Annotated in this window: 24 protein-coding genes and 1 pseudogene; 8 read left to right on the forward strand and 17 right to left on the reverse strand. The window is 62.0% G+C overall.

Annotated features, from left to right (window positions below; translation table 11 throughout):
- Positions 1-3: 3 nt before the first annotated feature.
- On the forward strand, positions 4-627 hold the full coding sequence (locus RGV59_RS16190; protein ID WP_046491074.1) for an NIPSNAP family protein: 624 nt from the start codon (positions 4-6) through the stop codon (positions 625-627).
- A gap of 368 nt (positions 628-995) precedes the next feature.
- On the opposite strand, the gene RGV59_RS16195 is transcribed toward RGV59_RS16190, so the two are convergent.
- A complete protein-coding gene (locus tag RGV59_RS16195; protein WP_126586949.1) occupies positions 996-2,516 on the reverse strand; it encodes an MFS transporter in 1,521 nt (506 codons plus the stop codon).
- A 105-nt stretch (positions 2,517-2,621) separates the two neighbouring features.
- On the opposite strand from RGV59_RS16195, the gene RGV59_RS16200 reads away from it, so the two are divergent.
- Entirely contained in the window at positions 2,622-3,545 is a 924-nt protein-coding gene (locus RGV59_RS16200; protein WP_046384153.1) for a LysR family transcriptional regulator, read from the forward strand.
- On the opposite strand, the pseudogene RGV59_RS16205 reads toward RGV59_RS16200, so the two are convergent.
- The 4 genes and pseudogenes from RGV59_RS16205 to RGV59_RS16220 all read right to left on the reverse strand — a co-directional run.
- Positions 3,505-3,753 (reverse strand): annotated as a pseudogene (locus RGV59_RS16205) (winged helix-turn-helix domain-containing protein); the annotation flags it as partial. The gene RGV59_RS16200 and the pseudogene RGV59_RS16205 sit on opposite strands and share 41 nt — an antisense overlap.
- Before the next feature lie 69 nt (positions 3,754-3,822).
- Positions 3,823-3,921, reverse strand: a complete 99-nt coding sequence (gene kdpF, locus RGV59_RS16210; RefSeq protein ID WP_074851717.1) for a K(+)-transporting ATPase subunit F — start codon at positions 3,919-3,921, stop codon at positions 3,823-3,825.
- A gap of 523 nt (positions 3,922-4,444) precedes the next feature.
- On the reverse strand, positions 4,445-5,575 hold the full coding sequence (locus RGV59_RS16215; protein WP_371920074.1) for a catalase family protein: 1,131 nt from the start codon (positions 5,573-5,575) through the stop codon (positions 4,445-4,447).
- 29 nt (positions 5,576-5,604) lie between these two features.
- Positions 5,605-7,416 (reverse strand): di-heme-cytochrome C peroxidase, encoded by a 1,812-nt coding sequence (locus RGV59_RS16220; protein ID WP_046491068.1) that lies wholly within the window; start codon positions 7,414-7,416, stop codon positions 5,605-5,607.
- 247 nt (positions 7,417-7,663) lie between these two features.
- On the opposite strand from RGV59_RS16220, the gene RGV59_RS16225 reads away from it, so the two are divergent.
- From RGV59_RS16225 to RGV59_RS16240, 4 genes are all read left to right on the forward strand, one after another.
- Positions 7,664-8,395, forward strand: coding sequence for an FKBP-type peptidyl-prolyl cis-trans isomerase (locus RGV59_RS16225; RefSeq protein WP_017846882.1), 732 nt, complete (start codon positions 7,664-7,666; stop codon positions 8,393-8,395).
- Positions 8,396-8,710: 315 nt separating this feature from the next.
- Entirely contained in the window at positions 8,711-9,169 is a 459-nt protein-coding gene (locus RGV59_RS16230; protein ID WP_017846883.1) for a YkvA family protein, read from the forward strand.
- Between the two features lie 106 nt (positions 9,170-9,275).
- On the forward strand, positions 9,276-9,614 hold the full coding sequence (locus RGV59_RS16235) for a helix-turn-helix domain-containing protein (protein ID WP_046385332.1): 339 nt from the start codon (positions 9,276-9,278) through the stop codon (positions 9,612-9,614).
- A complete protein-coding gene (locus RGV59_RS16240; RefSeq protein ID WP_017846885.1) occupies positions 9,611-9,982 on the forward strand; it encodes a hypothetical protein in 372 nt (123 codons plus the stop codon). Before RGV59_RS16235 ends, RGV59_RS16240 begins: the two co-directional genes overlap by 4 nt.
- Here the strand turns inward: RGV59_RS16240 and RGV59_RS16245 are convergent.
- Together RGV59_RS16245 and RGV59_RS16250 are read right to left on the reverse strand one after the other, a co-directional pair.
- Complete coding sequence (locus tag RGV59_RS16245; protein WP_046491064.1) at positions 9,979-11,748, reverse strand: bifunctional diguanylate cyclase/phosphodiesterase; 1,770 nt, start codon at positions 11,746-11,748, stop codon at positions 9,979-9,981. The genes RGV59_RS16240 and RGV59_RS16245 overlap by 4 nt on opposite strands.
- A 123-nt stretch (positions 11,749-11,871) precedes the next feature.
- Positions 11,872-13,953: a carboxy terminal-processing peptidase gene (locus tag RGV59_RS16250; RefSeq protein WP_169886158.1), complete on the reverse strand. Its 2,082-nt coding sequence runs from the start codon at positions 13,951-13,953 to the stop codon at positions 11,872-11,874.
- 138 nt (positions 13,954-14,091) lie between these two features.
- On the opposite strand from RGV59_RS16250, the gene RGV59_RS16255 reads away from it, so the two are divergent.
- On the forward strand, positions 14,092-15,054 hold the full coding sequence (locus RGV59_RS16255) for a zinc-binding dehydrogenase (protein WP_026140008.1): 963 nt from the start codon (positions 14,092-14,094) through the stop codon (positions 15,052-15,054).
- A 66-nt stretch (positions 15,055-15,120) separates the two neighbouring features.
- Here RGV59_RS16255 and RGV59_RS16260 read toward each other — a convergent pair whose 3' ends face one another.
- The 6 genes from RGV59_RS16260 to RGV59_RS16285 form a co-directional block, all read right to left on the reverse strand.
- The gene (locus RGV59_RS16260) at positions 15,121-15,774 is read right to left on the reverse strand and encodes an HAD family hydrolase (protein WP_017846889.1); all 654 of its coding nucleotides are present in this window, start codon (positions 15,772-15,774) and stop codon (positions 15,121-15,123) included.
- Positions 15,775-15,805: 31 nt separating this feature from the next.
- Complete coding sequence (locus RGV59_RS16265) at positions 15,806-16,795, reverse strand: ABC transporter ATP-binding protein (protein WP_057005837.1); 990 nt, start codon at positions 16,793-16,795, stop codon at positions 15,806-15,808.
- Entirely contained in the window at positions 16,792-17,592 is an 801-nt protein-coding gene (locus tag RGV59_RS16270; protein ID WP_017846891.1) for an ABC transporter permease, read from the reverse strand. The genes RGV59_RS16265 and RGV59_RS16270 overlap by 4 nt, the downstream gene beginning before the upstream one ends.
- A complete protein-coding gene (locus RGV59_RS16275; protein ID WP_164887057.1) occupies positions 17,579-18,415 on the reverse strand; it encodes an ABC transporter permease in 837 nt (278 codons plus the stop codon). Before RGV59_RS16275 ends, RGV59_RS16270 begins: the two co-directional genes overlap by 14 nt.
- 5 nt (positions 18,416-18,420) lie before the next feature.
- Complete coding sequence (locus tag RGV59_RS16280) at positions 18,421-19,227, reverse strand: alkaline phosphatase family protein (RefSeq protein ID WP_017846893.1); 807 nt, start codon at positions 19,225-19,227, stop codon at positions 18,421-18,423.
- A 113-nt stretch (positions 19,228-19,340) separates the two neighbouring features.
- Complete coding sequence (locus RGV59_RS16285; RefSeq protein ID WP_102618347.1) at positions 19,341-20,408, reverse strand: ABC transporter substrate-binding protein; 1,068 nt, start codon at positions 20,406-20,408, stop codon at positions 19,341-19,343.
- A 351-nt stretch (positions 20,409-20,759) separates the two neighbouring features.
- On the opposite strand from RGV59_RS16285, the gene RGV59_RS16290 reads away from it, so the two are divergent.
- Positions 20,760-21,485, forward strand: a complete 726-nt coding sequence (locus RGV59_RS16290) for a UTRA domain-containing protein (RefSeq protein WP_017846895.1) — start codon at positions 20,760-20,762, stop codon at positions 21,483-21,485.
- Here the strand turns inward: RGV59_RS16290 and RGV59_RS16295 are convergent.
- The 4 genes from RGV59_RS16295 to RGV59_RS16310 are packed head-to-tail and all read right to left on the reverse strand — an operon-like array spanning position 21,466 to position 24,978.
- The gene (locus RGV59_RS16295; RefSeq protein ID WP_126586947.1) at positions 21,466-22,419 is read right to left on the reverse strand and encodes a metal ABC transporter solute-binding protein, Zn/Mn family; all 954 of its coding nucleotides are present in this window, start codon (positions 22,417-22,419) and stop codon (positions 21,466-21,468) included. The two genes, RGV59_RS16290 and RGV59_RS16295, sit on opposite strands and share 20 nt — an antisense overlap.
- Entirely contained in the window at positions 22,419-23,318 is a 900-nt protein-coding gene (locus RGV59_RS16300) for a metal ABC transporter permease (protein ID WP_126586945.1), read from the reverse strand. Before RGV59_RS16300 ends, RGV59_RS16295 begins: the two co-directional genes overlap by 1 nt.
- Positions 23,315-24,061: a metal ABC transporter ATP-binding protein gene (locus RGV59_RS16305; protein ID WP_104903587.1), complete on the reverse strand. Its 747-nt coding sequence runs from the start codon at positions 24,059-24,061 to the stop codon at positions 23,315-23,317. Before RGV59_RS16305 ends, RGV59_RS16300 begins: the two co-directional genes overlap by 4 nt.
- Positions 24,058-24,978 (reverse strand): metal ABC transporter substrate-binding protein, encoded by a 921-nt coding sequence (locus tag RGV59_RS16310; protein ID WP_017846899.1) that lies wholly within the window; start codon positions 24,976-24,978, stop codon positions 24,058-24,060. Before RGV59_RS16310 ends, RGV59_RS16305 begins: the two co-directional genes overlap by 4 nt.
- Between the last annotated feature and the right edge of the window lie 6 nt (positions 24,979-24,984).

Raw genomic sequence — 24,984 nt, forward strand, 5'->3', positions numbered from 1 at the left:
CCCATGCGCTTGTATGAACTGATCACCTTCACCGTGCGCGTGCGCACCCCGACCGTCGCCCTGGCACGTATCGAAGCGGCCCTGGCGCAGAGCCTGGATGGCGTAGAGTTGATGGGCTGCTGGCTCTCGGAGATTGGTCCGCAGAATCGCATCGTTCTGCTACGCGGCTTTCCCAGTGAAGCACTGCGCCAGGCCGAACGTGAGCGTTATCTGCTGGCTGACGATGCCTTCGGTATCGGCGAGTTCCTGCTCGACATGCAGGCCGACGACTACTGCCTGTTTCCCTTCCTCAAGCCCCTGGCTCCCGGCGCCCACGGGCCTTTCTACGAATTGCGTGAATACGATCTGATTCCTTCCGGCCTGCAACCGACTCTCGATGGCTGGGCCAAAGCCGTGTCGGCGCGCACTGGTGCAAACTACTCATCGGTGTATGCGGCTTTTTACGCCACCTCGGGCGCCCTACCTCGCTACCTGCACATTTGGCCCTACACCAACTTGGAGCAACGCCTTGACGTGCGTACGCGCGCAGTGGCCGACGGAGTTTGGCCTCCGGAAAACTCAGGGCCGCAACTGCGAACCATGCATTCTATCGTCTACCTGCCCGCGAGCTTTTCGCCGTTGTGCTAAACCTTAATGCCGTCTGTTTAAGTTGCCTGTTGGCGCCGACGCCGAATTGACCTAGTTGCCGAGATGTCTCTGACCCAGTCTGATTCCTCAAAAACCATTGCCTGTTCTACATTGGTGTCTATTTGAGGTGGGGTCAGTCTTGCATCGGCACTTGGTTCAATTTGGCGTCGGCGCCTACAGGCATCGCCGTCAGGTTTGATCGTGACGACAGAAAAGCCCTCCCAAAAGGGAAGAAAAGTATTAATATCGCGCACAAGAACGCCGGTTTTTTAGATGTGTTTGCTCGCACGAACATCATCCATCAAATCGGCGTTCTTGTTTCTGTGTTTCCCGGGATTCCGTGAAGAACCTTTTTTTGTGCCTGCCATTCAGCTCGGCGCTCCCTGTGCGGCCTCGGCGTGGAGGGGCGCGATGGGGCGTCGACCGAGGAAAATCAACACCGCCGCGGCCGTCAGCAAGGTGACGCCCGCCAGCAGTTGCAACAAGTTGTTGAAGCTGGCGATATAGGCCGTGCGCAACACCGCCACGGGCAGGCTCGCACTGGCGTGCTGCACATTGCCCATGACCAGGCTCTGCGCAATGACGGAAACGTCCAGCGTCGTGTGCTGCGGCAGATGATGCGCAACCAAGGCGCTCAACACCGCCAGGGTGACCGCCAGCGCCACGCCCTCACTGGCCACGCGTGTGGTATTGAAAATCCCCGCCGCCATACCCGCACGTTCTTTGGGAACCACGCTGATCGCCAGCCCGTCCATCAAGCCCCATGGCAACCCGGTGCCGATGCCGATGATCAGCATCGCGACCACTGTCTGCCACGACTGGCCGACCTGAACCAGGCTCAGCGCATACAAGCCCGCCGCCGCGATCAGCAGGCCAATGGCGCACAGCACGCCCGCCGACAGCCAGCGCGTGAGCGTCGCCGCGAGCATCGGCACCCCCAGCATGGGCGCCGACAGTGCGAGCATCATCAAGCCTGCCTCGGACGCGCCGTGGCCTTCGACGCCGATAAAGCGCAGCGGCAGCAACACGATCAGGACGATGTAGCAGTAACAGGTGCCGATCGGCAGCAGTTGCACGCCAAGGAAGCGCGCAAAGCGAAACAGCTGCAGGTCGAGCATCGGGTGGCGGACGCGATGTTCAACGAGGATAAACACCAGCAGCAACACGGCGGCCACCACCAGCAGGTACCGCGTGCTCGCCGCGCCCCAACCCTGTTCCGGCGCGAGGATGACCGCCGTGGTCAAGCTCACCAGCATGGCCGAAAACGTCAGCACGCCGACCGTGTCCAGGCGCAGTGCCCGGGGATCGCGGCTTTCCCGCAGGGTCGGCGCGGCGAGCATGAGCGAGAGGCCTGCCAGCACGGCCGTGCCGAGGAAAATCGCGCGCCAGCCCCACTGTTCGATCAGCAGCCCCGACAACAGCGGGCCAAACGCCAGCCCCGCGCCGAAGGTGGTGCCCAGCAGGCTGAAGGCGCGCGTGCGCGCATGCCCGTCAAATTCCTGGGCCAGCGCCGCACAACCGCTGGCCAGCGCGATGGCCGCCGCGACGCCTTGCAGTGCGCGCAAGGCATCCAGCCAGAGCATGCCCGGCGCCACCGTCAGCCACAGGGAGGCGCCAGTAAACAGTGCCATGCCCCATAAAAACAGGCGCTTGCGCCCATAGCGGTCGGCGAGGGTGCCGGCGGCCATCAACAAGCTGCCGAAGCTGAGCATGAACGCGTTGGTGATCCACGCCAGTTGCGTGGGGTGGGTGGCGAATGTCTGGCCGATAAATGGCGTGGCGACAGCGCCGCCGGTAAAGCTCATGGGTAACACCAACGCCGCCAGGCAAATCGCGGCCAGGATGGCATGGCGGCCCGGGGCGGGCAGGGTCTCGGTGGTGGTGTGCATGGGGGTATTCCGGCTGTTTTATGAAGACAAAGACTCTAGGCAGGATGCAATCGTCGATAAACAGCCTTACATTCCACTCATAACGGACTAAATGGATGTAATAGCGTGACGGATAATCTCAGCGGCGTGATCGCCTTCGTCAAAACGGCAGAAGCCCTCAGCTTCGTGGGGGCAGCGCGGGCACTGGGGGTTTCCGCCTCGGCGGTGGGCAAGAATGTCGCCAAACTCGAAGCCTCGCTGAATGTGCGCCTGCTGCATCGCAGCACGCGCAAAGTCGGCCTGACCGCCGAAGGTCAATTGTTCTACGAGCGCTGTCGGAAAATTCTCGACGACCTGCACGACGCCCGCGCCATGCTTTCCCATGCCATACAAGCGCCCCGTGGCAAGTTGCGCGTCAGCCTGCCGACCATCGGCTACCGCTTTCTCTTTCCGCATATGCTCGCGTTCAGGCAGACCTACCCGGAGATCGAGCTGGAACTGGATTTCAACGACCACCTGGTGGATGTGATCGAGGAGGGCTTCGACGTGGTGATCCGCAGCGGCGGCCTGGCCGATTCGAGCTTGATGGCCCGCAAGCTGGGGCCGTTCAGGTTTGTGCTGTGTGCATCGCCCGCGTATCTGCGCGAGCACGGACGGCCGGCAACCCTCGCCGATCTTGAGCGCCACCCATGCTTGCGTTATCGGTTTGCCACCACCGGCAAAATCATGGACTGGACGTTGTCCGCCAACCCCGCGATCACGGCGTTGCGCCTGCCCACGGCGCTGACGTTGAACAATATGGAAGCCATGCTCAGCGCCGCCGTCGATGGCCACGGCATTGCCTACGTGCCGGACTTTCTCGCCCGCGAGGCGCTCGCCCAAGGGCAGTTGGACACCGTGTTGGAGGGCCATTGCGAGGACGAGGGCCAGTTCTGGGCGTTGTGGCCGTCCAGCCGCCATCTCTCGCCGAAAATCCGCGTGTTCGTGGACTTCGCCGCCGCGCGCCTGTTCACAACCCGACCAACCGGTAGCCCACCTGCAACTCGGTAATGAAGTACTGCGGCTGCGCCGGGTCGGCCTCGAGTTTTTGCCGCAAATGCGCCATGTGTACACGTAGGTAGTGGGCGCGGTCGACGTAGTCCAGGCCCCACACTTCCAGCAGCAGTTGCCGGTGAGTCAGCACCCGGCTCTGGCCGCGAATCATCGCGCAGAGCAAGCGATACTCGATGGGCGTCAGGTGGACCGGCTGTCCCGAGCGCCCATGGCGGTCGCAACAAAAAACACCAGGGAGAGGCCAATAAACATCAGGTTGTACATGGCGAACTCCCTAGAATTTTTCTGCGCGAATAAGTGCGTAGCCCAAGTAAGCGAACAGCCCCACGGCGCATAAGCCGCTGGCGATATAAATGAACGTGAGTGTGAGCACGGTGTAACTCCCCTGAATGAATAAGCCGCAATGGCGGACGCGGGGAGGTTAATCGCTGGGGTATCAAGCCCAGGCACTGATTAGCGGCGGCGGTATTAAGACGGTATAGAGACGAAATTATGCGGGGCGAACGAAAAAAAGGGATAGCCCGCCGCCCGGGTATCCCTTGAAAAAGTGGGGTCCTGCTAATGTTGACGCGCTGTTTATTTGGCTTTCTTTTTCTTCTCGCTGCGCGTGGCGAGGTGCTCGAAGCAAAACGCGGCGGTGCCGAAGAGTGCAATCATTGAGAGGACGACCATGCCTAAAGTTGAACTTTCCACGATGACTTCCTACGGATGTTTGGGGGTAGGAAGTGACGGTAGAACGTTCGCGCTTAGTGACTCAATAGAGGCGACGTAATCGTTATGGCGAATTGGCAATCTATACGCATTCTTTACGAAAAGTAGAACAACACAACATCTGCTTATTGTAATGAGATCTAAATGTGGGAGGCAGCAAGCCCCCTCCCACACAGCCCCCAACCTTACAAGTTGCGGCTATGCCGATAGTCGCTGACGGCTTCGTACACCGCTTTACGCAACCGGTTGATCCCGCCGATGGGGCGGTGCGCCTCCAGCCCGAACCACGGGTTGAACGACTGGTTGTCGCACGCCAGGTTCAGCGCCGGCGTGTCGAAATCCTGGGCGGGGATCGTCACCTTGGCCACGGTTTCATAGGGCGCATCGCTTTCCTTCCATTCGATGCTGGTGTCTTCGATCGGCATGAACTTCTGCGGGTTCTGCCGCTGGATCTGCAACACGAAACACGCCGGCACGCGGTCGGTGGACAGTTGCTGGTTCAGCGCACTGCGCAGGAAGTTCGGCAGGTCCTGGTTCTGTTTGGGCGGCACGTAATCCGGGCAGCTTTGCGGGTCGGGTGCGACGCGGAACTTGGCGTTGGCCGCGCCGAACTTGTAGGGCGAGACGGAAAAGTACGTGGTCTGGGTCGGGCTGGCTGGCGCGGGGGCCAGGGTCGCCAGGGCGATGAACAGGTGGCGCACCTGCCAACTGCGCGGGTCGAGCTTGGGAAAAAATGCCAGGACCTTCTTGCCGTCCGCCTGGGCCCCGATGTTCTGCGCGTATTCGGCCACGTCGCTGACAAAGAAGTTCGGGTGGCTGAACATCACGAAGTCTTGCTCGGCCCGCGCTTGCTGGTCGGCGAGCAGCTGTTTGCCCGGCACGTCGAGCAGCTTGATGGCCATGCCGCGCGCATCGCGGATGCTGTCGAATTGCGGGTAGGCGTTGCCGTTGGACAACCGCATCATGGCGTGCCAGGTCTTGCCCGGTTCGGCGAACACACCTTGGCGTAACGCCGGGTCGAGGTCGGCCAGCACACTGACTTCGGCCTTCACGCAACCGTGGGCCTTGGCATGGGCGTCGCGCAGGTAGCGCGTGCCTTCGCGGTGTTGGTCAACGATACGCACTGCCGTCTGGATAATGCCTTGGGTCATTGCCGCTTCACCGGACGGGATCTGCTCATCCGGCGACACCGGACCGCTGTACTGCCAGGCGTACCAGGCGGTGGCGGCCAGCCAGCCGAGCAGGCCAAGGGCCAGCAGCCATGCCAGGGTTTTGCCGAGCACGGCGCCGAGGCGCAGCCACAGGCGCGCGAGCATGGAAGGTTGCTGGTTGTGCGAGTGGATAATCATGGCAGTTGTTGCTCCAGCGGGCCGCCGAGGACTTTGAGGTATTCGAGCAGCGCCCAGCGTTCCTGGGGCAGCAAGCCGCGGCCGATGACCCCGTTGCCACGCTGGCCGGCGCGGAATTCATGGCCGCTGTTGTGGTTGCCGGTGATGCGCGTATCGAACAGGAAGGCATTTTTGAACGCGTCGGTCTGAAATCCCAGGTGGCGCGGGTCGTAGTCGAAGGTGCCTTTATAGAAGGTGGTGGCGCGCTCGTCCTGGGGCGAGAGCAACTGGTAGATCGTCGGCACCGAGCCGTTGTGCAAGAACGGCGGGGTGGCCCACACGCCGGCCAGCGGCCGCGCTTTATAGGCGCGCAACTCGCGCACGCCGATGGGCAGGCCGTAACCGTCCAGGCGTGGGCGCTCGGCCGGGGTAACGCCGGCGGCGCGGTAGGCGTGGTCCTCAACGAAGGCGGTGACGTAGGCCAGGCCCTTGGCCACGGAGATTTTTTTCAGGTCCAGCGGTTCGGTGGGCGTGGGGTGCAACTCGACATTCAGTTTGGCCAGCTCCGCCGGGTCCCATTTCAAGGCGCTGAGGTCATAGCGCTGGTCGGCAATGTTGTTGGCGGCGCCAGGGTCGGTGCCGATGGCGTCCACCGGGAGCATCTTCAGTTGCTGTACCGGGCGGCCATTTTGCTGGGTGACGGCCGGCACATGGCAGCCGGCGCAGTTTTCGGCGAACAGTGCGCGGCCCTGGGCGGCGAGGGGCTTGTCGATGGCGCCGAACAGGTCTTCCGGCCAGGTCGGCGGCTTGAGGCGCTGCAGGGTTTCTTCGATCAGGTTCAGGTCGCGCACCCGCACGCTCGACGGGTAGCGCGCGTCGCCCTGAAGCGGTTGGCCGGCGTTGTCGAAGAAGCCCAGGGTGGCTCCCACGCCGAGGGCTTCGCCGATATTGCGCGCCATCGGTTGTTGCGCTGAACCGTTCCACTGCACCCAGTCGAACGTCCAGATATCCCACAACTGCGGGTAGTCCACAGGCGCGTTGGCAACGCGGTAATTGTCCGGCGAAATCGCGTCGCCGAAGCTGGCGTTGGCGATGCGGCCGAAGGCATCGGTGCGCCCCGGGCCTTCTTCGGTGGGGTAGAGGCCGCGATGGGTGTCGTTCCAGGCGACTTTGAGGAACTGGTTCAGCGACTGTTTGAAGTCCTGGCGCAGCAGTTGTTCATTGTGAGTGTCGTAATCGTGGCCAAGCACCTTGCGGGCGAAGCGCTCGAATTTCCAGGGGTTGTAATACGTCGCGGCGAGGCTGGCCACCAGGGCCTGGCCGAAACTGCCGCCGCGCAAGGTCGGCACGCTGGACGGCAGCACGTGCTGGGCCGAACCGCCGTCGATGCGCAGGGCCTGGCCGTTGAAATGCAGTTCGCCGGTGTGGCAGGCGGCGCAGGTGATGTCCAGGTATTCGGTATTGTTGCCGGCATTCTTGTGCCGAGCGAAGCCGACCGGCAGGTTGCCGGGGTTTTGTGTGCTGGGCACTTGCTTGGGGTCGACCAGGAAGCCGAAGCGTGCCAGGTACTCCGGGGCGGCGAAGCGCTGTTCGGAAAACGGCAGTTCCAGCGCGGTGAACCAGTCGTAATGCAGGCCTTTTACCTGGGTGCCCTGGGGCGTGAAGTAATAGGTCTGGCGGTCGGCGGCACTCCATTGGTCCTGGTAGCGTACCTGTTCCACGGGCACGTAGTCCGGCAGCCTGGGGTTGACGGTGTAATAGAGCACCACCGCCAGGATCAGGCCCAGCAGGGCGAGAATCAGCAATAAAACACGGGAAAAAATGCGCAAGATAACTATCCTTGTCGAGTGATTGCGTTGTTATGCCACTACGCCACAGGTGCGGCAAGTGGCCATGGTCCTGCTGACAGGCAGTCCCGCGATCCGTCGCGGGCGCCCATCATGAATGAAAATGCGTTTAAACACGTGAACTTATCAGAAGTTTCCTGCTCAGATGCCGGTAGCCATTGGTCGTGGCCGCCTGATAAGCTCGCGACTTTATTCGATTGCCCTTTTGGCGCATGAACAAGGAAATAGCATGAAACAGCATCGGTTGGCGGCGGCGGTGGCCCTGGTTAGCCTGGTACTTGCGGGTTGTGATTCGCAGACCAGCGTAGAGCTGAAAACCCCGGCGCAGAAAGCTTCCTACGGTATCGGCCTGAACATGGGCAAAAGCCTTGCCCAAGAAGGCATGGATGACCTGGATTCCAAAGCGGTAGCCCAGGGCATTGAAGATGCCGTCGGCAAGAAAGAGCAGAAGCTGAAAGACGACGAACTGGTTGAAGCGTTTGCCGCACTGCAAAAGCGTGCTGAAGAACGCATGGCCAAAATGAGCGAAGAGTCGGCAGCCGCCGGCAAGAAATTCCTCGAAGACAACGCCAAGAAAGACGGTGTAGTCACCACGGCTTCCGGCCTGCAGTACAAGATCACCAAGAAAGCCGACGGCCCTCAGCCTAAGCCGACCGACGTAGTGACTGTTCACTACACCGGCAAGCTCACCAATGGCACCACCTTTGACAGCTCCGTGGATCGCGGCAGCCCGATTGACCTGCCGGTCAGCGGCGTGATTCCGGGTTGGGTCGAAGGCCTGCAACTGATGCACGTCGGCGAGAAGGTCGAGTTGTACATCCCGTCCGACCTGGCTTACGGTGCCCAGAGCCCGAGCCCGGCGATTCCGGCCAACTCCGTGCTGGTATTCGACCTGGAACTGCTGGGCATCAAGGACCCGGCCAAGGCTGAAGCTCCTGACGCACCAGCCGCCAAGAAGTAATCGGCGCCTGAACACCCAACGCCCCGTCTCGACGGGGCGTTGTTGTTTCTGCCGCACGCTTGCACACTCAAGCCTGTGCAAACCCAAACGAACGTCCGCAAGGTGCGGCAGTCTGATCAAGACTCGAGTGCAGGTAGCCGGACGCAAGCGCCAAGTCAATGAATTCTTGGGTTTTTTTGATGTGCGCAAAAAACGCCCGATCTGACTGAAGGCCTTGTAAACCGTGGCTCTCAGCGGTGAAAACCGGCTCTGTTCACAAGGTTATCCACAATTTGTGTGGATAACCTTCTCTGTCCCATGGAACTGGAGTGCCGAATGAAACCACCCTTCAATTTCGCCCGTTTTCTGCCCATGGCCGCGCGCTTGCTGGGGCGTGGGCGCTTGCCGACGCTGTTGTTCGCCGTGGCGGCCAAGGGCGCAAGCCAGGGCAACCGCCTCGGTAAGCTCAAGGATGACCTCAAGTTGCTCCAGGCCCTGTGCCTGGCCTACTGGCGGGGCGAGTACCGCGCGATCAGTCCGAAGGCGCTGGTGTCGGTCGTCGCAGGACTGATGTATTTCCTCAGTCCGATCGATGCGATACCGGACTTTATTCCCATGTTCGGCATGCTCGACGACATCGCCGTGCTGGCCTGGGTCATGAAGAGCCTGAGCGCCGAACTGAGCGCCTTTCGCGCCTGGCGTGAGGCGCAGCGTCCGGAAAAGCTCGCCGTGGTTGAGCGCCTGCCTGCGACGCCCGCGCTGCTGGCCCAGGAAAACCGGCAAAAAACCCCATGATACGGCGATCCCCCTGCGACCTTTGTGGCTGTTAGGATTACACTCCTTAGGAAAGCGCTTAAGGAAAGTGCTTACTTAGTAAGTGTTGTTATCCTACGGGGCTGTCATGGATATTCAGATAATTTCACGGGATGGCGAACCCGAATATGCGGTGTTGCCATGGGATCAGTACCAGGCGCTGCTAAAAGCCGCCGGTCAGCAGCAACCCGCACCAGCACCTTCTTCTACTGCCCACGCCGCGCCAGCCCAGGACCTGCACCCGCTTGCAGACCTGCGCGGCTTGCGCGAAGCCAAGGGCCTGGCTATTGAAGCCCTGGCCCGTACCGTGGGGATCAGCCCCTCGTACCTCGGATTGATCGAAAGTGGTGAACGCCAGCCGGATGCCGCGATCCGCCGCAGTCTGGCCTGGGAATTGGGCGTGGCAGGTTGGAGGGATGAATCTTGAGCCTACGTATCAGCCGTCAACACTGGGATGGGTTACTCCACGAACTGGACCAGGCGCGCCGCCAGCGCCACTTGCTGACTTACCGTGCGCTGCTGGAGCGCCTGCAATTTCCCACGCCGGCGATGCAGACCCTCACCGCCGCCCTGGAACATCTGGCGGCGCTGGACGCCAAGGCCGAGCAGCCGTTGCGCAGTTCCCTGGTGATCAGCCAGGGTGCCAGCCGCCTGCCGCGTACCGGTTTTTTTGAATGCGTGGAGCGCCTGGGGCGTTTTTGCGGGCCTTCCGATGGCGTGGCCGCCGCGTCCTGGCACGCTTCGGAGGTGGTGCGCGTGTTCGAATACGAGTACCCGGAATCCGCCGAGGCTTAAACCGGCAGGGGCAGCATGTCCAGGCTGTCGATCACGTGGATGCTGTAACCGGCGATGTCCTTGGCATGGTGTTTGGCCTGGGACGCCAGCTCCGCCAACTGGCTGGCATCGAGTTGTCCACAGGCCTGTGGATACAAATGCACCACGCCGATGGACAGCGACAACAGAGCATATTCCTGGCGCACACCCTGGCGGTTCAAGGCCACAAAGCAGCCGGCGTCCAGATGTTCGGCGCGATAGAAGCGTCGGCATTGGGTGTGGAAATCATCCAGCAGTTGATTGAGCCGTTTGCGCCAATCCTGCGGCCCGAGCACCAGCAAGAAGTCATCGCCGCCGATATGCCCGACAAAGTCGCGGCTGGGATCGACCCGGTCATTCAGGCATTGCGCCAGGCACAGCAGCACTTCATCGCCACGCCCATAGCCATAGATGTCATTGAACGGCTTGAAGCTGTCGATATCCACGTAGCAAATCACCGACTCGCGTTGCTGCTGCAACAGTCGCGTCAGGCACTGCTGGATCGGCACGTTGCCCGGTAGCAGGGTCAACGGGTTGGCGTAGCGCGCCTGCTGGATCTTCAGCTCGGTGATCAGCTTGAGCACATCGATCACCCGGCCCAGGCCGAGGTAGTCGCCGTTCAGCGTGATGATGAAGTCTTCCTCAATGCGTTGGCGGGCGCGGCTGGTCAGCAGCCGGCTGACCTGTTGCAGGGACTGGCTCAACTCCACCGCGAGAAAATCATCGCTCATCAGGCGGCTGATCGGCTTGCGCGCGAACAGGTCGGTGGCGAAGGGTTTGAGCAGGGCGTCGGACAACGAATGGCGATGCACAATCCCGACCGGTCGGTCGCGCCCATCCAGCACCGCCAGAGAGTTGAGGTTGGCCTGGCGGCGGAAGGACTCCAGCACCTGGGCGGTGGCGGTGTCCTGATTCACTGCCGGCTGCTCGTTGAGCAGGGCGCTGAGGTCACTGCCTTCTTCGCTGAGGGCAATGTTGGAGTTGTCGGGTTTGGGTAGCATCAGGCGCGCTTCCTGCGGCGGGTGTTCTTGGGGACGACAGAGCAAATAACCCTGGATCAGGTCGACCCCCATCTCGGTCAGCACCGCCAGTTCTTCCGGCAGCTCGATGCCTTCGGCAATCACCTGGGCGCGCGACGCCCGGGCGATCTGCAGGATAGAGCCGACAAATTCGCGCTTGAGCGCGTCCTGGTGGATGCCGTCGATAAAGTGCCGATCGATCTTCACGTAATCCGGACGCAGTTCCGACCACAGGCGCAGGCTGGAATAGCCTGCGCCCAAGTCATCGAGCGCGATGGCGAAACCCATGTCGCGGTAGTGATGCAGGGCGGTTTGCAGCAGGTCGAAATCGTCGGTGGGCGACTGCTCGGTGAGTTCGATCACCACTTGGCTGGGGGGGATGCCGAAGTCCCGCAGCAGTTGCAGGGTGCGGCCCGGTTGGTGCGCGGTTTCCATCAGGGATTCCGGCGAGATATTGAGAAACAGCTTGCCCGGCAACTTCTGCTCGCTGAAGCGTCGGCATGCGCTTTCGCGGCAGGCTATTTCCAGTTCGCTGAGGCGCCCGGCATGGCCGGCCACGGCAAACAGGGCGACCGGGGAGTGCAGCGGGCTGTTGGACGGGCCACGGCTGAGGGCTTCGTAGCCGAGGATACGCCGCTCGGACAGGCAGATGATCGGTTGGAACAGGCTGTGTAAACTGCCTTGAGCCAGGATAGAGCCCAATGCATTCAGCTGTTCGGTCATGGTCATGGCGATCTCGATCTCGATCGAAAAAAAGGACCGCAGGCGGTGAGCCGACGGTCCTTTATTTCACGACAGAATGATGTCTATATGATGACACTCTGCAGCGTGATCACATTAAATAGCCATCATTTATTGCTTGGCCACCTGTTTGGTCACTTTCAGGTAGTCCAGCAGAATCCGGCCTGTCTCGGCCAGGTAGGCGTCGTCTTCCGGCTTGGTTTTATCCGCCTCGGTCGGCAGCGCGTCTTCATCTTCTTTCTTCAGTTCCTTGAGTGGGGCTTCGCCCTTGGCCTTGCGGCGGACGTTCTCCAGCACCAGTTGCTGATTCTCGATGTCGGCGTGCTGCTTGCGACGATCCACTTCATTGAGGCTGACGGATTTTTCTTCCATCAGCTTCTTGGCCAGGGCCAGCTTGTCGCGGATGAACATGAACTCGGCATCCTTGGCGGAGCGGGTGTCGTGGTCAGCCTTCAACTGCGCCAGGAATGGCTTGAACGGGTCCGACGCGGGCTTGATCGCAGGACGGATGGTGTCCCACGGCATGGCCTCGGGCAGGGCGCTCTCGCCGATTTCCTTGGTGTCGATGATCGACGGGAAGTCGATGTCCGGCAGCACGCCCTGATGCTGGGTGCTCTGCCCGGAAACCCGGTAGAACTTGGCCAGGGTCAGTTTCAGCTCGCCATGGTTCAGCGGCTGGATGGTCTGTACGGTGCCTTTGCCGAAGGTCTGGCCGCCGATGATCAAGGCGCGGTGATAGTCCTGCATGGCGCCGGCGAAAATCTCCGAGGCCGAGGCCGACAGGCGGTTGACCAGCAACGCCATCGGGCCTTTGTAGAAGGCGCCCGGGTTCTCGTCTTCGAGCACGTCGACACGGCCGTCAGCGTTGCGCACCAACACGGTCGGACCCTTGTCGATAAACAGGCTGGTCAGCTCGGTGGCTTCCTGCAGGGAGCCGCCGCCGTTGTTGCGCAGGTCGATGACCACGCCGTCGACTTTTTCTTTCTGCAGCTCGGTCAGGATCTTCTTAACGTCGCGGGTGGTGCTCTTGTAGTCCGGATCGCCAGCACGGAAGGCCTTGAAGTCGAGGTAGAAGGCCGGGATTTCAATCACGCCCAGCTTGTAGTCCTTGCCATCCTGCTTGAGGTTGAGGACTTTCTTCTGCACGGCCTGGTCTTCGAGTTTCACCGCTTCACGGGTGATGGACACGATCTTGCTGGTCTGGTCGTTCGGCGCATTGGTGTGCGGAATCACTTCCAGGCGCACCACGCTGCCTTTCGGCCCACGGATCAGCTTGACCACTTCGTCCAGGCGCCAGCCGACCACATCGACCATCTCTTTGTCGGCCTGGGCCACGCCGATGATCTTGTCGGCAGGGGCGACCTGCTTGGTCTTGTCTGCCGGACCGGCCGGTACCAGACGCACGATTTTCACCTGGTCATTGTCGCTTTGCAGGACGGCACCGATGCCTTCCAGCGACAGACTCATGTTGATATCGAAATTTTCCGCGTTATCCGGCGACAGATAATTGGTGTGCGGATCGTAGGACATCGCGAAGGTGTTGATGTAGGCCTGGAAGATATCTTCGGCACGGGTCTGGTCCAGACGTGCCAGCTGATTCTTGTAGCGCTTGGTCAACAGCTCTTGAATGGCCTTCGGCTCTTTGCCGGCGATCTTCAGGCGCAGCACTTCGTCCTTGACGCGTTTGCGCCACAGGTCATCCAGGGCGGCGGTGCTGGTCAGCCAAGGGGCGTCCTTGCGATCCACCAGAAGGCTTTCCTTCTCGGTGAAGTCGAACTTGTCGATGCCTTTGTCCAATTCACCCAGGGCGAAGTCCAGACGCGCTTTGACGCGGTCCAGGTAACGCTTGTAGATGGTGAACCCGGGCTGCAGGTCGCCACTCTTGAGGAAGTCGTCGAACTGGGTCTTCCACTTGTCGAACTCAGCGATGTCGCTGGCCAGGAAGTAGCTGCGCGACGGGTCCAGCAGCTTGAGGTAGCTGTCATAGATGATCACCGAGCGAGCGTCGTCCAGCGGCGGCTTGCTGTAGTGATGACGCTTGAGCAACTCGACGACGTTAAGGCTGGCAATCACCTCATCGCGATCAGGCTGAAGATTGTCCCAGCTGTTGGCTGCGAACGTATTGGTCGACATCGACGACAAGCCGAGACCAATGAAAAGAGCTAGGGCGGTGCTGGGGAACAAATGCTTCATGCTGATTCGACGCGGGGGCAATTGATAACGCATATTAGGCCGTCTTTGAAGTCGCCGGTTCCATTTGGGCCGGTCGCATAATGCAAAAAGCCCGGCGATACAGCTACGGGCTCAGTCCAGACTCACTATGGAGGCACTGTGAAAGCATTGCAAGGCGTTGAAGGTCATGTGGAGTGGTTGGAAGAGCCGAGTCCTACATGCGATGTAGGTCAGGTTCGCATTCGGGTGGCGGCTGCGGGCCTCAATCGTGCCGATTTATTGCAGCGTGCGGGGCTGTATCCGCCGCCGCCGGGCGTCAGCAAGGTGTTGGGCCTGGAGTGTTCCGGGGTGATCAGCGAGGTCGGCGCGGGGTCGTCCTGGCAGGTCGGCGACCGCGTCTGCGCGCTGCTGGCCGGCGGCGGCATGGCCGAGGAAGTGGTGGTGGACGCCCGTCACGTGCTGCCGGTGCCGGAAGGCCTGTCGTTGATCGAAGCGGCGGCATTGCCCGAGGTGTATAGCACCGCGTGGTTGAACCTGTTCCAGTTGGCGGGCGTCAAGCCCGGCGAGAAGGTGTTGCTGCATGCCGGTGCCAGTGGCGTGGGTTCGGCGGCGATCCAGCTGTGCAAGGCGTTCGGCAGTCCGTGCTGGGTCAGTGTCGGCTCGGCGGATCGGTTGGCCTACTGTGAAGCCCTTGGCGCCCAGGGCGGCGTGGTCCGCACGGACGGTATTGAAGGGCTGCGGGATTTCGGGCCGTTCGACGTCATCCTCGACCCGGTCGGCGCCAGCTACGCGGCGCTGGACCTCAAGTTGCTGGCCCTGGACGGTCGTTGGGTGCTGATCGGCCTGATGGGCGGGCGCGAGGCGCAACTGGACCTGGCGCAGGTGCTGGGCAAGCGAGTGCAACTGCTGGGCTCGACCCTGCGCAGCCGTGACGATCAGTTCAAGGCCGACCTGTTCAGTGACCTGAGCCAGCATGTCTGGCCGTTGTTTGCCGAAGGCCGCTTGAGCCCGCAACTGGCCAAGACCTTCCCGATCAACGATGCCGAGGCGGCGTTTGCGGAGCTGGCGACCAACCAGATTTCCGGCAAGTTGGTGTTGGTGATCGACGACAGCCTGACCTGATCCCGAATTGGAATGTGGTCAATGTGGGAGGGGCAAGCCCCCTCCCACAGTTGGATCTTGGTCGAATCAGGCCCAGCGGTGGACCGGCCAGCCGGCTTTTTCGGCGTGCTCGCGCAATACCGGGTCGGGGTTCACCACCTGCGGGTTATCCACCTTCAGCAGCAGCGGTAGATCATTGCGCGAATCCGAATAGAAGTACGCGCCTTCCAGGGTTTCCCCTTCCTGCTCCAGCCATTCGAGCAAACGGGTGATCTTGCCTTCGCGGTAGGTCAGGACGCCGACAGTACGGCCGCTGTACACGCCGTGGCTGACATCCAGCTCGATCCCCAACACTTCGTCGATGCCGATACGCGCCGCAATCGGCGTGACCAGGTGGGTGCCCGACGCGGAAATCACCAGCACCCGGTCGCCGTTCGCGCGGTGGCGGGCGATGGTGCGGGTGGCGTCGCTGTAGATCAGCGGTTCGATCACGTCCTCGACCCAGGGCTCCACCAGGTGCTCGATCTCCTCCGGCGTGCGGCCGATCATCGGCTCCAGGCTGAAGTCCATGAACTCTTCCATGGCCAGCTTGCCCTGGCTGTAGGCGTCCATCAGTTCGTTGTTCTTGCGCATGAACGACTCGGGGTCGACCCAGGCCAGGCGGCCCATCTGCTCGCTCCACAGGGTGGCGCAGTCGCCGTGGATCAGGGTGTCGTCCAAATCAAAAATTACCAATGCCATCCGTCACACTCTCTTAAAAAATCACTGCTGCTCAGGCTACTTCACACAGTGCGCTCGGGTCGATGGAAAGTGCCAGGCGCTGGCCGTCGGGATGCAGATCGTCCGCCGAGCGGTTGAGCACGTCCACCACCAATTCCACGCCGCGCGCTTCGATACGGTAGCGAATCACGTTGCCCAGCAGGCTGTGGCTGCGCACCAGGGCGTCGAGTTCGCCGCTGCGGCTCAGTTCGATGGCTTCCGGGCGAATCGCGATGCGCCCGCTGATCGGCCGTTGCAGCAGTTGGCTGGCCTTGTCCGCGTCGAGCAGGTTGTAGTTGCCGATAAACCCGGCGGCAAACACATCCACCGGCGCGGTGTAGAGGGTTTCGGCATCGCCGCTTTGCACGATCTTGCCCTGGTTCATCAGGAAGATCCGGTCGGACATGGTCAGGGCTTCTTCCTGGTCATGGGTCACGAAAATCGTGGTCAGGCCCAACTCGCGCTGGATCTGGCGGATCTGCTCGCGCAGGTGCTTGCGGATGCGCGCATCCAGCGCCGACAGCGGTTCATCCAGCAGCAACAGGCGCGGGCGGGTCACCAGGGAGCGGGCGAGGGCCACGCGCTGGCACTGGCCGCCGGACATCTGGTGCGGGTAGCGCCCGGCCAGCTCCTTGAGCTCCACCAGTTGCAGCACGTCCTGCACGCGTTTGTGGCTGTCGTCGGCGTTGACCTTTTGCATGCGCAGGCCGAAGGCGACGTTTTGTTCCACGGTCATGTTGGGGAACAGCGCATAGCTCTGGAACACCATGCCGATCTGCCGTTTCTGCGGGCTCAAGGGCACGATGTCGTGGCCGTCGAGGAGGATCTGGCCACTGTCGACCGAGGTCAGGCCGGCGATGCAGCGCAGCAAGGTGGACTTGCCGCAGCCGGACGGGCCGAGCAGGGTGACGAATTCGCCCTTGGCGATCTCGCAGTTGATGTCACTGAACACCGGGGTGCCGGCGTAGCCTTTTTGCAGGTGTTGGACGCTGACGAAGCTCATTGGCTTTTGTCCTTGTTCAAGATGTTGGCGGCCCAGGTCAGCACCAGCACAAAGAAGAAATAGGAAATGACCACGGCACTGGTGAAGTGGCCGCTGCTGTTGCGCATGTTGTTCAGGTACACCTGCAGGGTTTCGTAGCGCGTGCCGACGAGGATATTGGCGAACACGAACTCACCGAACAGGAACGAAAACGACAGCAGCAACGCCACCATCAGGCCCTTGCGCAGGTTGGGCAGCACCACCAGGATCGCTGCCTGCCAGGTGCTGGCGCCGAGCAGTTGCGCGGCGTCCATCAGGTCGCGCAGGTTGATGGCTTGCAGGTTGTTGGTGATCGCGCGGTACATGAATGGCAGCGCCACGGTGAAGTAGCAGCCGATCAGAATCCACGGCGTCCCCACCATCGCCAGTGGCCCGGAGCCATAGAGTTGCAGCAGGCCCACCGACGACACCACCGGCGGCACCGCGAACGGCAGCAGGATCAGGATGTTCATCAACGCGTCGAGCCTGGGGAAGTGGTAATGCACCACGAACAGCAGCGGCAGGATCAGCACCACCGACAAAATCAACGCGCCCACGCACACCAGCAGGGACTGGCCGAAAGCCATCAGAAAGCGCGGGTCGCTCCACAGTTGCACGTACCACTTCACGGTAAAGCCGGCCGGCAAGATCGTCGCCGACCAACTGCTGGCAATGGAGTAGACAAAGGTGCCGATCAGCGGCAGCACCAGGATCGCGAATAACAGATACACCACCACCCGGTGGTAGAGGGAGGCCGGGCCGGCTTCAGCGCGAGACATGGTAGCTCCTCTTGAGCAGCAGTTGATGGACCACGGTGACCACGGTCATCAGCGCCACCAGCACCACAGCCAGGGCGCTGGCCATGTTCGGGTCCAGGGAGATGTCGCCGGACACCATCGCTGCGATCCGGATCGGCAATACGTTGAAATTGCCGGTGGTCAGCGCGTAGACCGTGGCGTAGGCGCCGAGGGCGTTGGCCAGCAGGATCACGAAGGTGCCGAGCAGCGCGGGGGTCAGCACCGGCAGGCCGATGTGGCGCCAGAACTGCCAGCCGTTGGCACCCAGCAGGGCGGCGGACTCGCGCCAGTCTTCGCGCAACGCATCGAAGGCCGGGTAGAGCAGCAGCACGCCCAGCGGGATCTGGAAGTAGGTGTAGAGAATGATCAGGCCGGTCTTGGAGTACAGGTTGAAGTCCTGAATGATCCCGGCCTGCTTGAGCATGATGGTGATGCTGCCGTTGAAACCGAGCAGGATGATGAAGGCAAAGGCCAGGGGCACGCCGGCGAAGTTGCTGGTCATGTTGGCGAAGGCGGTGACGAAGTTGCGCAGCGGCGAGTCCACGCGGCGCAACGAGTAGCTGCCGAGCACCGAAATGATGATGCCGAACACGCTGGAGTAGAAGCTGATCTCCAGGCTGTACTGGATCGCCTGCAGGTAGAACTTCGAACTGAAGATTTTGCTGAAGTTGGCCAGGCCCCAGCCGAACTCTTCCGATTGCAGGCTGTTGATCATCACCCACGCCAGCGGGGCAATTTCAAACACGATGAAGAACAGCGCGAAGGGCATCAGGCACAGGATTGCCAGCCATTTGCTGCGGGTCATGGCACTCACTTCAACAGCTCCCGGCAGACAGGTTTGTCGTGGGGCACGCCCAGCAACGCGCAGACGGTGCCGCACAGCTCGGTTTGCCTGGGTGTGGCGTCGGGATCGAAGGTGAAGGCCGAGCCGAGCACGAACAGTGGCACTTCGCGTTCTTCCGGCAGCAGGCCGTTGTGGGAGCGGTCGTTGTTCATGCCGTGGTCGGCGGTCACCAGCACCTGATAGCCGGCGTCGAGCCAGCCTTGCAGGTAGTCGGCCAGGAGGATGTCGGCCGAGCGTGCGCTGTTGCGGTATTGCGCGCTGTCGAGGCCGTGCTTGTGGCCGGCGTCGTCGATGTTCATCGGGTGGACGACCAGCAGGTTCGGCGCGTGTCTGCAGCGCAGGCTTTCGGCGTCGGCGAACAGGTGCGAATCCGGGTAGTGGTCCTGCCAGTAGAAGTGCCCGTGCTGGATCGCCAGGGTCTTGTCGTCGGTATGCCGGTCACGGGCGGCGATAAAGGGCGTGCGGTTATACAACTCGCTGACCCAATGATAGGCCGCCGCGGCGGTGGTGAGACCGGCGTCGCGGGCGTAATGGAACAGGCTGCGCTGGTTGGACAGGCGCGACACATGGTTGTGGGTGATGCCGCTGTCGATCGGCGGCACGCCAGTGAAGATGCATTCGTAGAGCGGCCGGGAGAGTGACGGCAGTTCACATTCGAGTTTGTAGAGGGCTGCGCGTCCTGCGCCGACGTAGGCTTGCAGATGCCCCATGGCATGACGGGCAACCTCGAAGTTCAGGCCGTCGAGCACCACAAGGATGACGTTGTGCTTCATAGGGGGAGACGCTCCGCAACAGATGGGTTTGGATCGGGTTTGCGGTTGGGACCGGAACAAATGTGGGAGCAGGTAAACCTGCTCCCACACTGACCGCATCTACAGCTCAGGCATTACTGCATATTGATGATGACTTCTTCCTGCCACTTCTGCGGCAGTGCCTTGGAGCTCTTCTCCCAGGCGTCGGCATCCTTGATCGGGGTGACGTGCTTGTATTGCTCGTTCGGCAGCAGCTTGTCCTGCACTTCCTTCGGCAACGTCAGGTGTTCGGCGCGAATCGGCCGCGCATTGCCCTTGGCCAGGTTGATCTGGCCGGCGTCGCTGAAGATGTATTCGCGGGCCAGTTTGGCGGCGTTCGGGTGCTTGGCGTACTTATTGATGATGGTGGTGTAGCCGGAAATCACCGAACCGTCCGATGGGATCAGCACCACGTAGTCATCCGGGTTGGCCATCTTGGCTCTGTAGCTCAAACCGTTGAAATCCCAGACCACGCCGACTTCCACTTCGCCTTTTTCCATGGTGGCGATGGTCGGGTTGGCGAGGGACAGGCGACCTTGCTTGGCGATGTCGGCGAACATCAGCAGGGCCGGCTGCAGGTTTTTCTCGTCGCCCTTGTTGGCGATGGCGGCGGCCAGCACACCGTTGGCGGCTTGGGCGGCGGTGCTCACGTCACCGATGGAGACCTTGTATTTGCCGCTCTTCAAGTCAGCCCAGCTGGTTGGTACGTCCGAGCCGTGCAGCAGCTTTTTGTTGACGATAAAGGCGATGGTGCCGGTGTAGGCCAGCGCCCAGTTGCCGTCTTTATCTTTCGCCCAATCCGGGACCTGGGCCCAGGTGCTTGGTTTGTAAGGCTGGACCACGCCCTGTTTCACCGCGATCGGGCCGAAGGCCGCGCCGACGTCGCCGATATCGGCACTGGCGTTGTCTTTCTCGGCGGCGAACTTGGCGATTTCCTGGGCCGAGCTCATGTCGGTGTCGATGTGCTTGAGGCCGTAGGTCTTGGCCAGGTCATCCCAGGTGCCTTTCCAGTTGGCCCAGTCATCGGGCATGCCGACGCTGTTGACGGCGCCTTCCGCTTTCGCGGCGGCTTCGAGCGTTTTTAGATCGGTATCAGCGGCCATGGCGGCGGTGCTCATGGCAATGGTCGAGCCTAACAGTGATGCCAGGAAAAGCTGTTTCATCCGAAGCTCCTTTGGGCGTTTTCAACGCGGCGTTTTATATGAACGTTAGCGGTGGTGTTGGTCTAGGTCAGCAATACCTGAGCCAATCTAGGCGGGATGGATGACAGTTTCATGTCGATGTCGTTTTTGAAGCACCGATGTCGCTCGGCGCAGGTTTAGCGTAGACCATGCCCAAGCGCCCGCAGGCCTTGGACTTGGCCGACGGATTGCAAGGTTTATCACGAGGCTCGACCGGGGTTGTCATCTGTCGGTCATCTGCAATGCCTAGGCTGGCATGCAGTAATACAGGCCCATTTAATGAGCGGTTTATGCACCTGAACGGTGCTGGTCTAGTCCAGATAGGTAACGTTGATGCGTGATGAGGCAATCAAGGCGGTGACATCCATCGGCCTGGCGCTGCAAGAGCAGATCGACCATGGCCTTTTGCCGCCAGCCAGCAAACTGCCCGCCGAGCGCAAGCTCAGCGAGTTGTTTGGTACCACCCGGATTACGGTGCGGGAAGCCTTGTTACAACTGGAGGCCCAAGGCCAGATCTATCGCGAGGAGCGCCGTGGCTGGTTTGTCTCGCCGCCGCGCCTGGCCTACAACCTGATGCAGCGCAGCCACTTTCACGCAATGGTCAACGATCAGGGCCGCGTGGCGTCGACCGAGGTGATCAGCGCGCGGCTGCAACCGGCATCGGCGGCGGTGTGTGCGTGGCTGCAATTGCCGGCGCTGTCCAGCGTGATCCAGATCTGCCGCCGGCGCAGGATCGATGAGCGCCTGGTGTTGTATGTGGAGCACTACCTGAACCCGCAGTATTTCCCCGGGATTCTGGCCTGCGACCTGAACCAGTCGATGACCGAGCTGTATGCGCGCAAGTACGATTTGCACTACGGGCGGGTACGCTTCGAGATTGTGCCGACCTCACTGCCGGTGGAAGCCGCCGCCGCGTTGCGCGTGTCGGTGGGCAGCCCGGGCTTGCGTATCGCCCGGGTCAACTATGACCAGCATCAGCGTTTGATCGACTGCGACCTGGAGTTCTGGCGGCATGATGCCATCCACGTGGGCGTGGATGTCATGGGCTCAGCGTCTTGATCAGTTGATCCACATTGCTTTCCAACGCCGTCACCGGGTCGGCGCCGTCGACGTTCAAGACCAGCAGTTGCGCGCCCCCGGCCGTCACCGCGGTTTGCACCGCCGCGCTTGGCGGGCGATGGTGCAGCACCACGGCCACCTCGTTGTCCTTCAGGCGGCTGCTCAGTTGCTGTAAGGCCTCGGGCGTCCAGTCGGCATCTGGGCGTGCGTCGGTGTCGAGCACTTCCAGGTTCAAGCTGCCGAGCAGATACGCAAAGTGATCGCTCAGGCTGACCACGCTCAGGTTATCCGCCTGGGCCAGCCGTGCTTCGCTGTCGGCGGTGAGCTTGAGCAGGCGCAGCTTGAGGGCGGCCAGGTTGGCGTCGATTTGCGCCTTCGCGCCCGGTGCCAGGCGGCTCAGGTCGGCGGCCATCACATCGGCCATGCGCCCCATATTGTTGCTCGATTGCCACGGCTGGCTGTTCAAGCCATCGCTGACGCCCGGTTGTACGGCGATCCCCGGCAGGCCACCGTCCACCGGGCGCGCGGCGTCCACTTCGACGATGCGGATATTGCTGCGTCGCGCCACCGGGTACAGCGGGTCATCGGCCCACAGCGAACGCAAGCCGATGACGGCATCGGCATCCATCGCCAACGTGCTCAAGGCCGGCGCGCCACGGCCGGTGAAGTAGGACACCTGCCGCGAACCGGGCAGGTTGGCCGGCGCGGCGCGTTCGAGCTGTACGTCGCTGCCTTTAAGCAGCAGCTCCGCCAGGCCATAGGTAATGGGCAACGAGGCGAGGACCTTCACAGGCTTTTTCGCTTTGGTCAGCGCGGCGTGGCCCAGGCCTTGGTTGACTTTGAAACTCTTCGGATCAAAACCGTCGACGGCCAGCGCCGACGCGCTGATCAGGCAAGCGATGGCCAAGGCCATTGGGCGAAAGGCAGGGTGCATTATCCAAGATTCCCTTTGAGGCTGGGCACGGTGCCGCGCGCGATGGCGGCGAGGGCGAAGGCGATACCGGCGACCAGGATGATCGCGGCGCCGGAGGGGATGGGCAGGTCGAAGATGATCGGCAGCAGGATGCCGCACAACGTGCTGACGGTGGCAATCGCCACGGAGACCCAGAAGAAGCCTTTGAGCGACTGGCTCAGCAGGCGTGCCGCCGCCGCCGGAATCACCAGCAGCGCGCCCACCAGGATCGCCCCGATGACCTTGACCGCTGCGACGGTGATCAACGTCACCAGGATCACGAACAGGTAATCCAGGGTCTTCACCGCTACCCCGCGTACCGCCGCCAATTGCGGGTTGAAGCTGGCGAGCATGATGCGGTTGTACAACGGCAGGGCGAGGGCCATCACCAGCGAACCGACAATCGCCAGCACCAGCAGGTCGTTGCCATTGACCGTCAACACCGAGCCGAACAGCACGTTTTCCAGGATGTGAACGTTGATCTTGCCCTCCAGTATCAACAGCAGGCTTGCGCCCAACGCCAGAGACACCGAGAGGAACACGCCGATCAAGGTATCCGGCGCCAGGCCGGTGCGGTTGCGCAGGTAATTGAGCAGGATGCCGAACAGCAGGCAGTAGCCGAACAGCGCGCCATAGGGCCCGGTGTAGGGTTCGCCGAGCAGAATGCCCACGGCCACGCCGGTCAGCGCGGCATGGCCGACCGCTTCGGAGAAAAACGCAAAGCGCTTGACCACCACCAGCGTCCCCAGGCCGCCCAGCACCGGGCCGATCAGCAGGCCGGCGAGCAGGGCGTTGACCACAAAACCATAGGCCAGCGCCTCCGGCAGGTAACCGGAAGAGGCCCAGCCCTGGACCATCAGGCGAAACGCTTCATAACTCATGGCGCCAGGCTCCGAGGATGGGTGGAGAACAGGGTCAGCAGGCGATCCGGGGTCAGTGCCGCTTTGGGCGTGGCGTCGAACAGCACGCGGCGGTTCAGGCCGGTGACGCGGTCGGCGAGGCGGCCCACGGCGTCCAGGTCGTGCTCGATCCACAGCACGGTGATCCCGGCGCGGCGCCAGTCATTGAGCAGACGTTCGAACACCTGGATACCGGCTTCATCGAGGGCCGACATCGGCTCATCCAACACCAGCAATTGCGGGGTCGGGATCAGCCCCTGGGCGAGCAGCACGCGCTGACGTTCACCGCCCGACAACGCGCCCATGCGCCGTTTGCGTTTGTCCTGCAGGCCGACCCGTTCCAGGGCCTCGCCGATGGCGCCGGCGTAATGCCTGGACAGCCCGAGAAACGCCGGGCGCCGCTGACACATCGCCGCCATGAAGTCATCCACGGTCATCGGCAGGCCGCGGTCGAACTCCAGCGCCTGGGGCACATAACCAATGGTGCCGGGCGTGTCCGGCCACGTCAGGCGCAGTTGCCCCTGGTGCGGCGTTTGCCCCAGCAGCGTCTTGATCAGCGAGCTTTTCCCACCGCCGTTCGGGCCCACCAGTGCATGGATGCTGCCCGGCTGCACCTGGAAGCTCACGCCATCGAGGATCACGGTGCGGCCCAGGGTCAGCGACACCTTGTCGAAGTCGATCGTCGGGCCGACGCTGACCATGCTCAAGCGTTGCGCCGCCGTCATGCCCCCGACTCCTGAATCGCCCGCACCACGGTGTTGAGGTTGCCGGTCATTTCCACTTCGTACTTTTCAGCGCTGTATTCGCCGTAGGAGATATGCGACAGCGGGTACAGCCGGACCCCGGATTCACGCTGGATGGTCTCGACGTAGGTGGACGGGAAATCCATCTCCGAGAAGATCACTTTCACATCCAGGGCGCGCAATTCATCGATGGTTTTCTTCAACTGGCTCGGGCTGGGTTCGATGCCGTGGGCCGGCTCGACCACGGCGGTGACTTCCAGGCCGAACTCGCGCAGCAGGTAGTCGTAGGCTGCGTGGACCGTGGCCACGCGCAGGTCCGGGTTGGGCGCGCGGGTCAGCTTGGCCAGGGCCTCGGCGCGCATCTGCCGCAGGCGCTTGCCGTAGGCGCGGGCGTTCTGGGTGTAGGTCTTGGCGTTGTCCGGGTCGAGCTTGCCCAGTTCGCGGGCGATGTTGTTGACCTGGGCAATCGAGGCACTGATCGACAGGAAGGTGTGCGGGTTGACCACCTTGCCGGCGCCGCGCGCGGCGTTGCCGGTGGCGGCCAGCAGCGGCACGTTGGCGTTGGCTTCGATCACCGGGATGTCCGGCCGCTCGCTGGTGGCGATCATGCGGTCGGCGAAATCGTCGTGGCCGACCCCGTTGAGCACGATCACATCCAGGGTGCCGATGCGCTTGATGTCGTCGGCGCGCGGCTCGTAGGCATGTGGGTTGAAACCGGCAGGAATCAGCGGCACCACCTCGGCCTTGTCGCCGACGATGTTGGCGACGTAGCTGTAATAAGGATGCAGGGTGATGCCGATCCGCAGGCGCTTGGCTGCCTCGGCGTTGGCCAGCGGGGCGAGCAGCAGGCTGATCAGGCTGACCAGCAGCAGGCGTACAAGGGGCGATGAAATAGACATGGGCAA

The sequence above is a fragment of the Pseudomonas sp. FG1 genome, assembly GCF_034313875.1.
GTDB classification, from domain to species: Bacteria; Pseudomonadota; Gammaproteobacteria; order Pseudomonadales; family Pseudomonadaceae; genus Aquipseudomonas; species Aquipseudomonas veronii.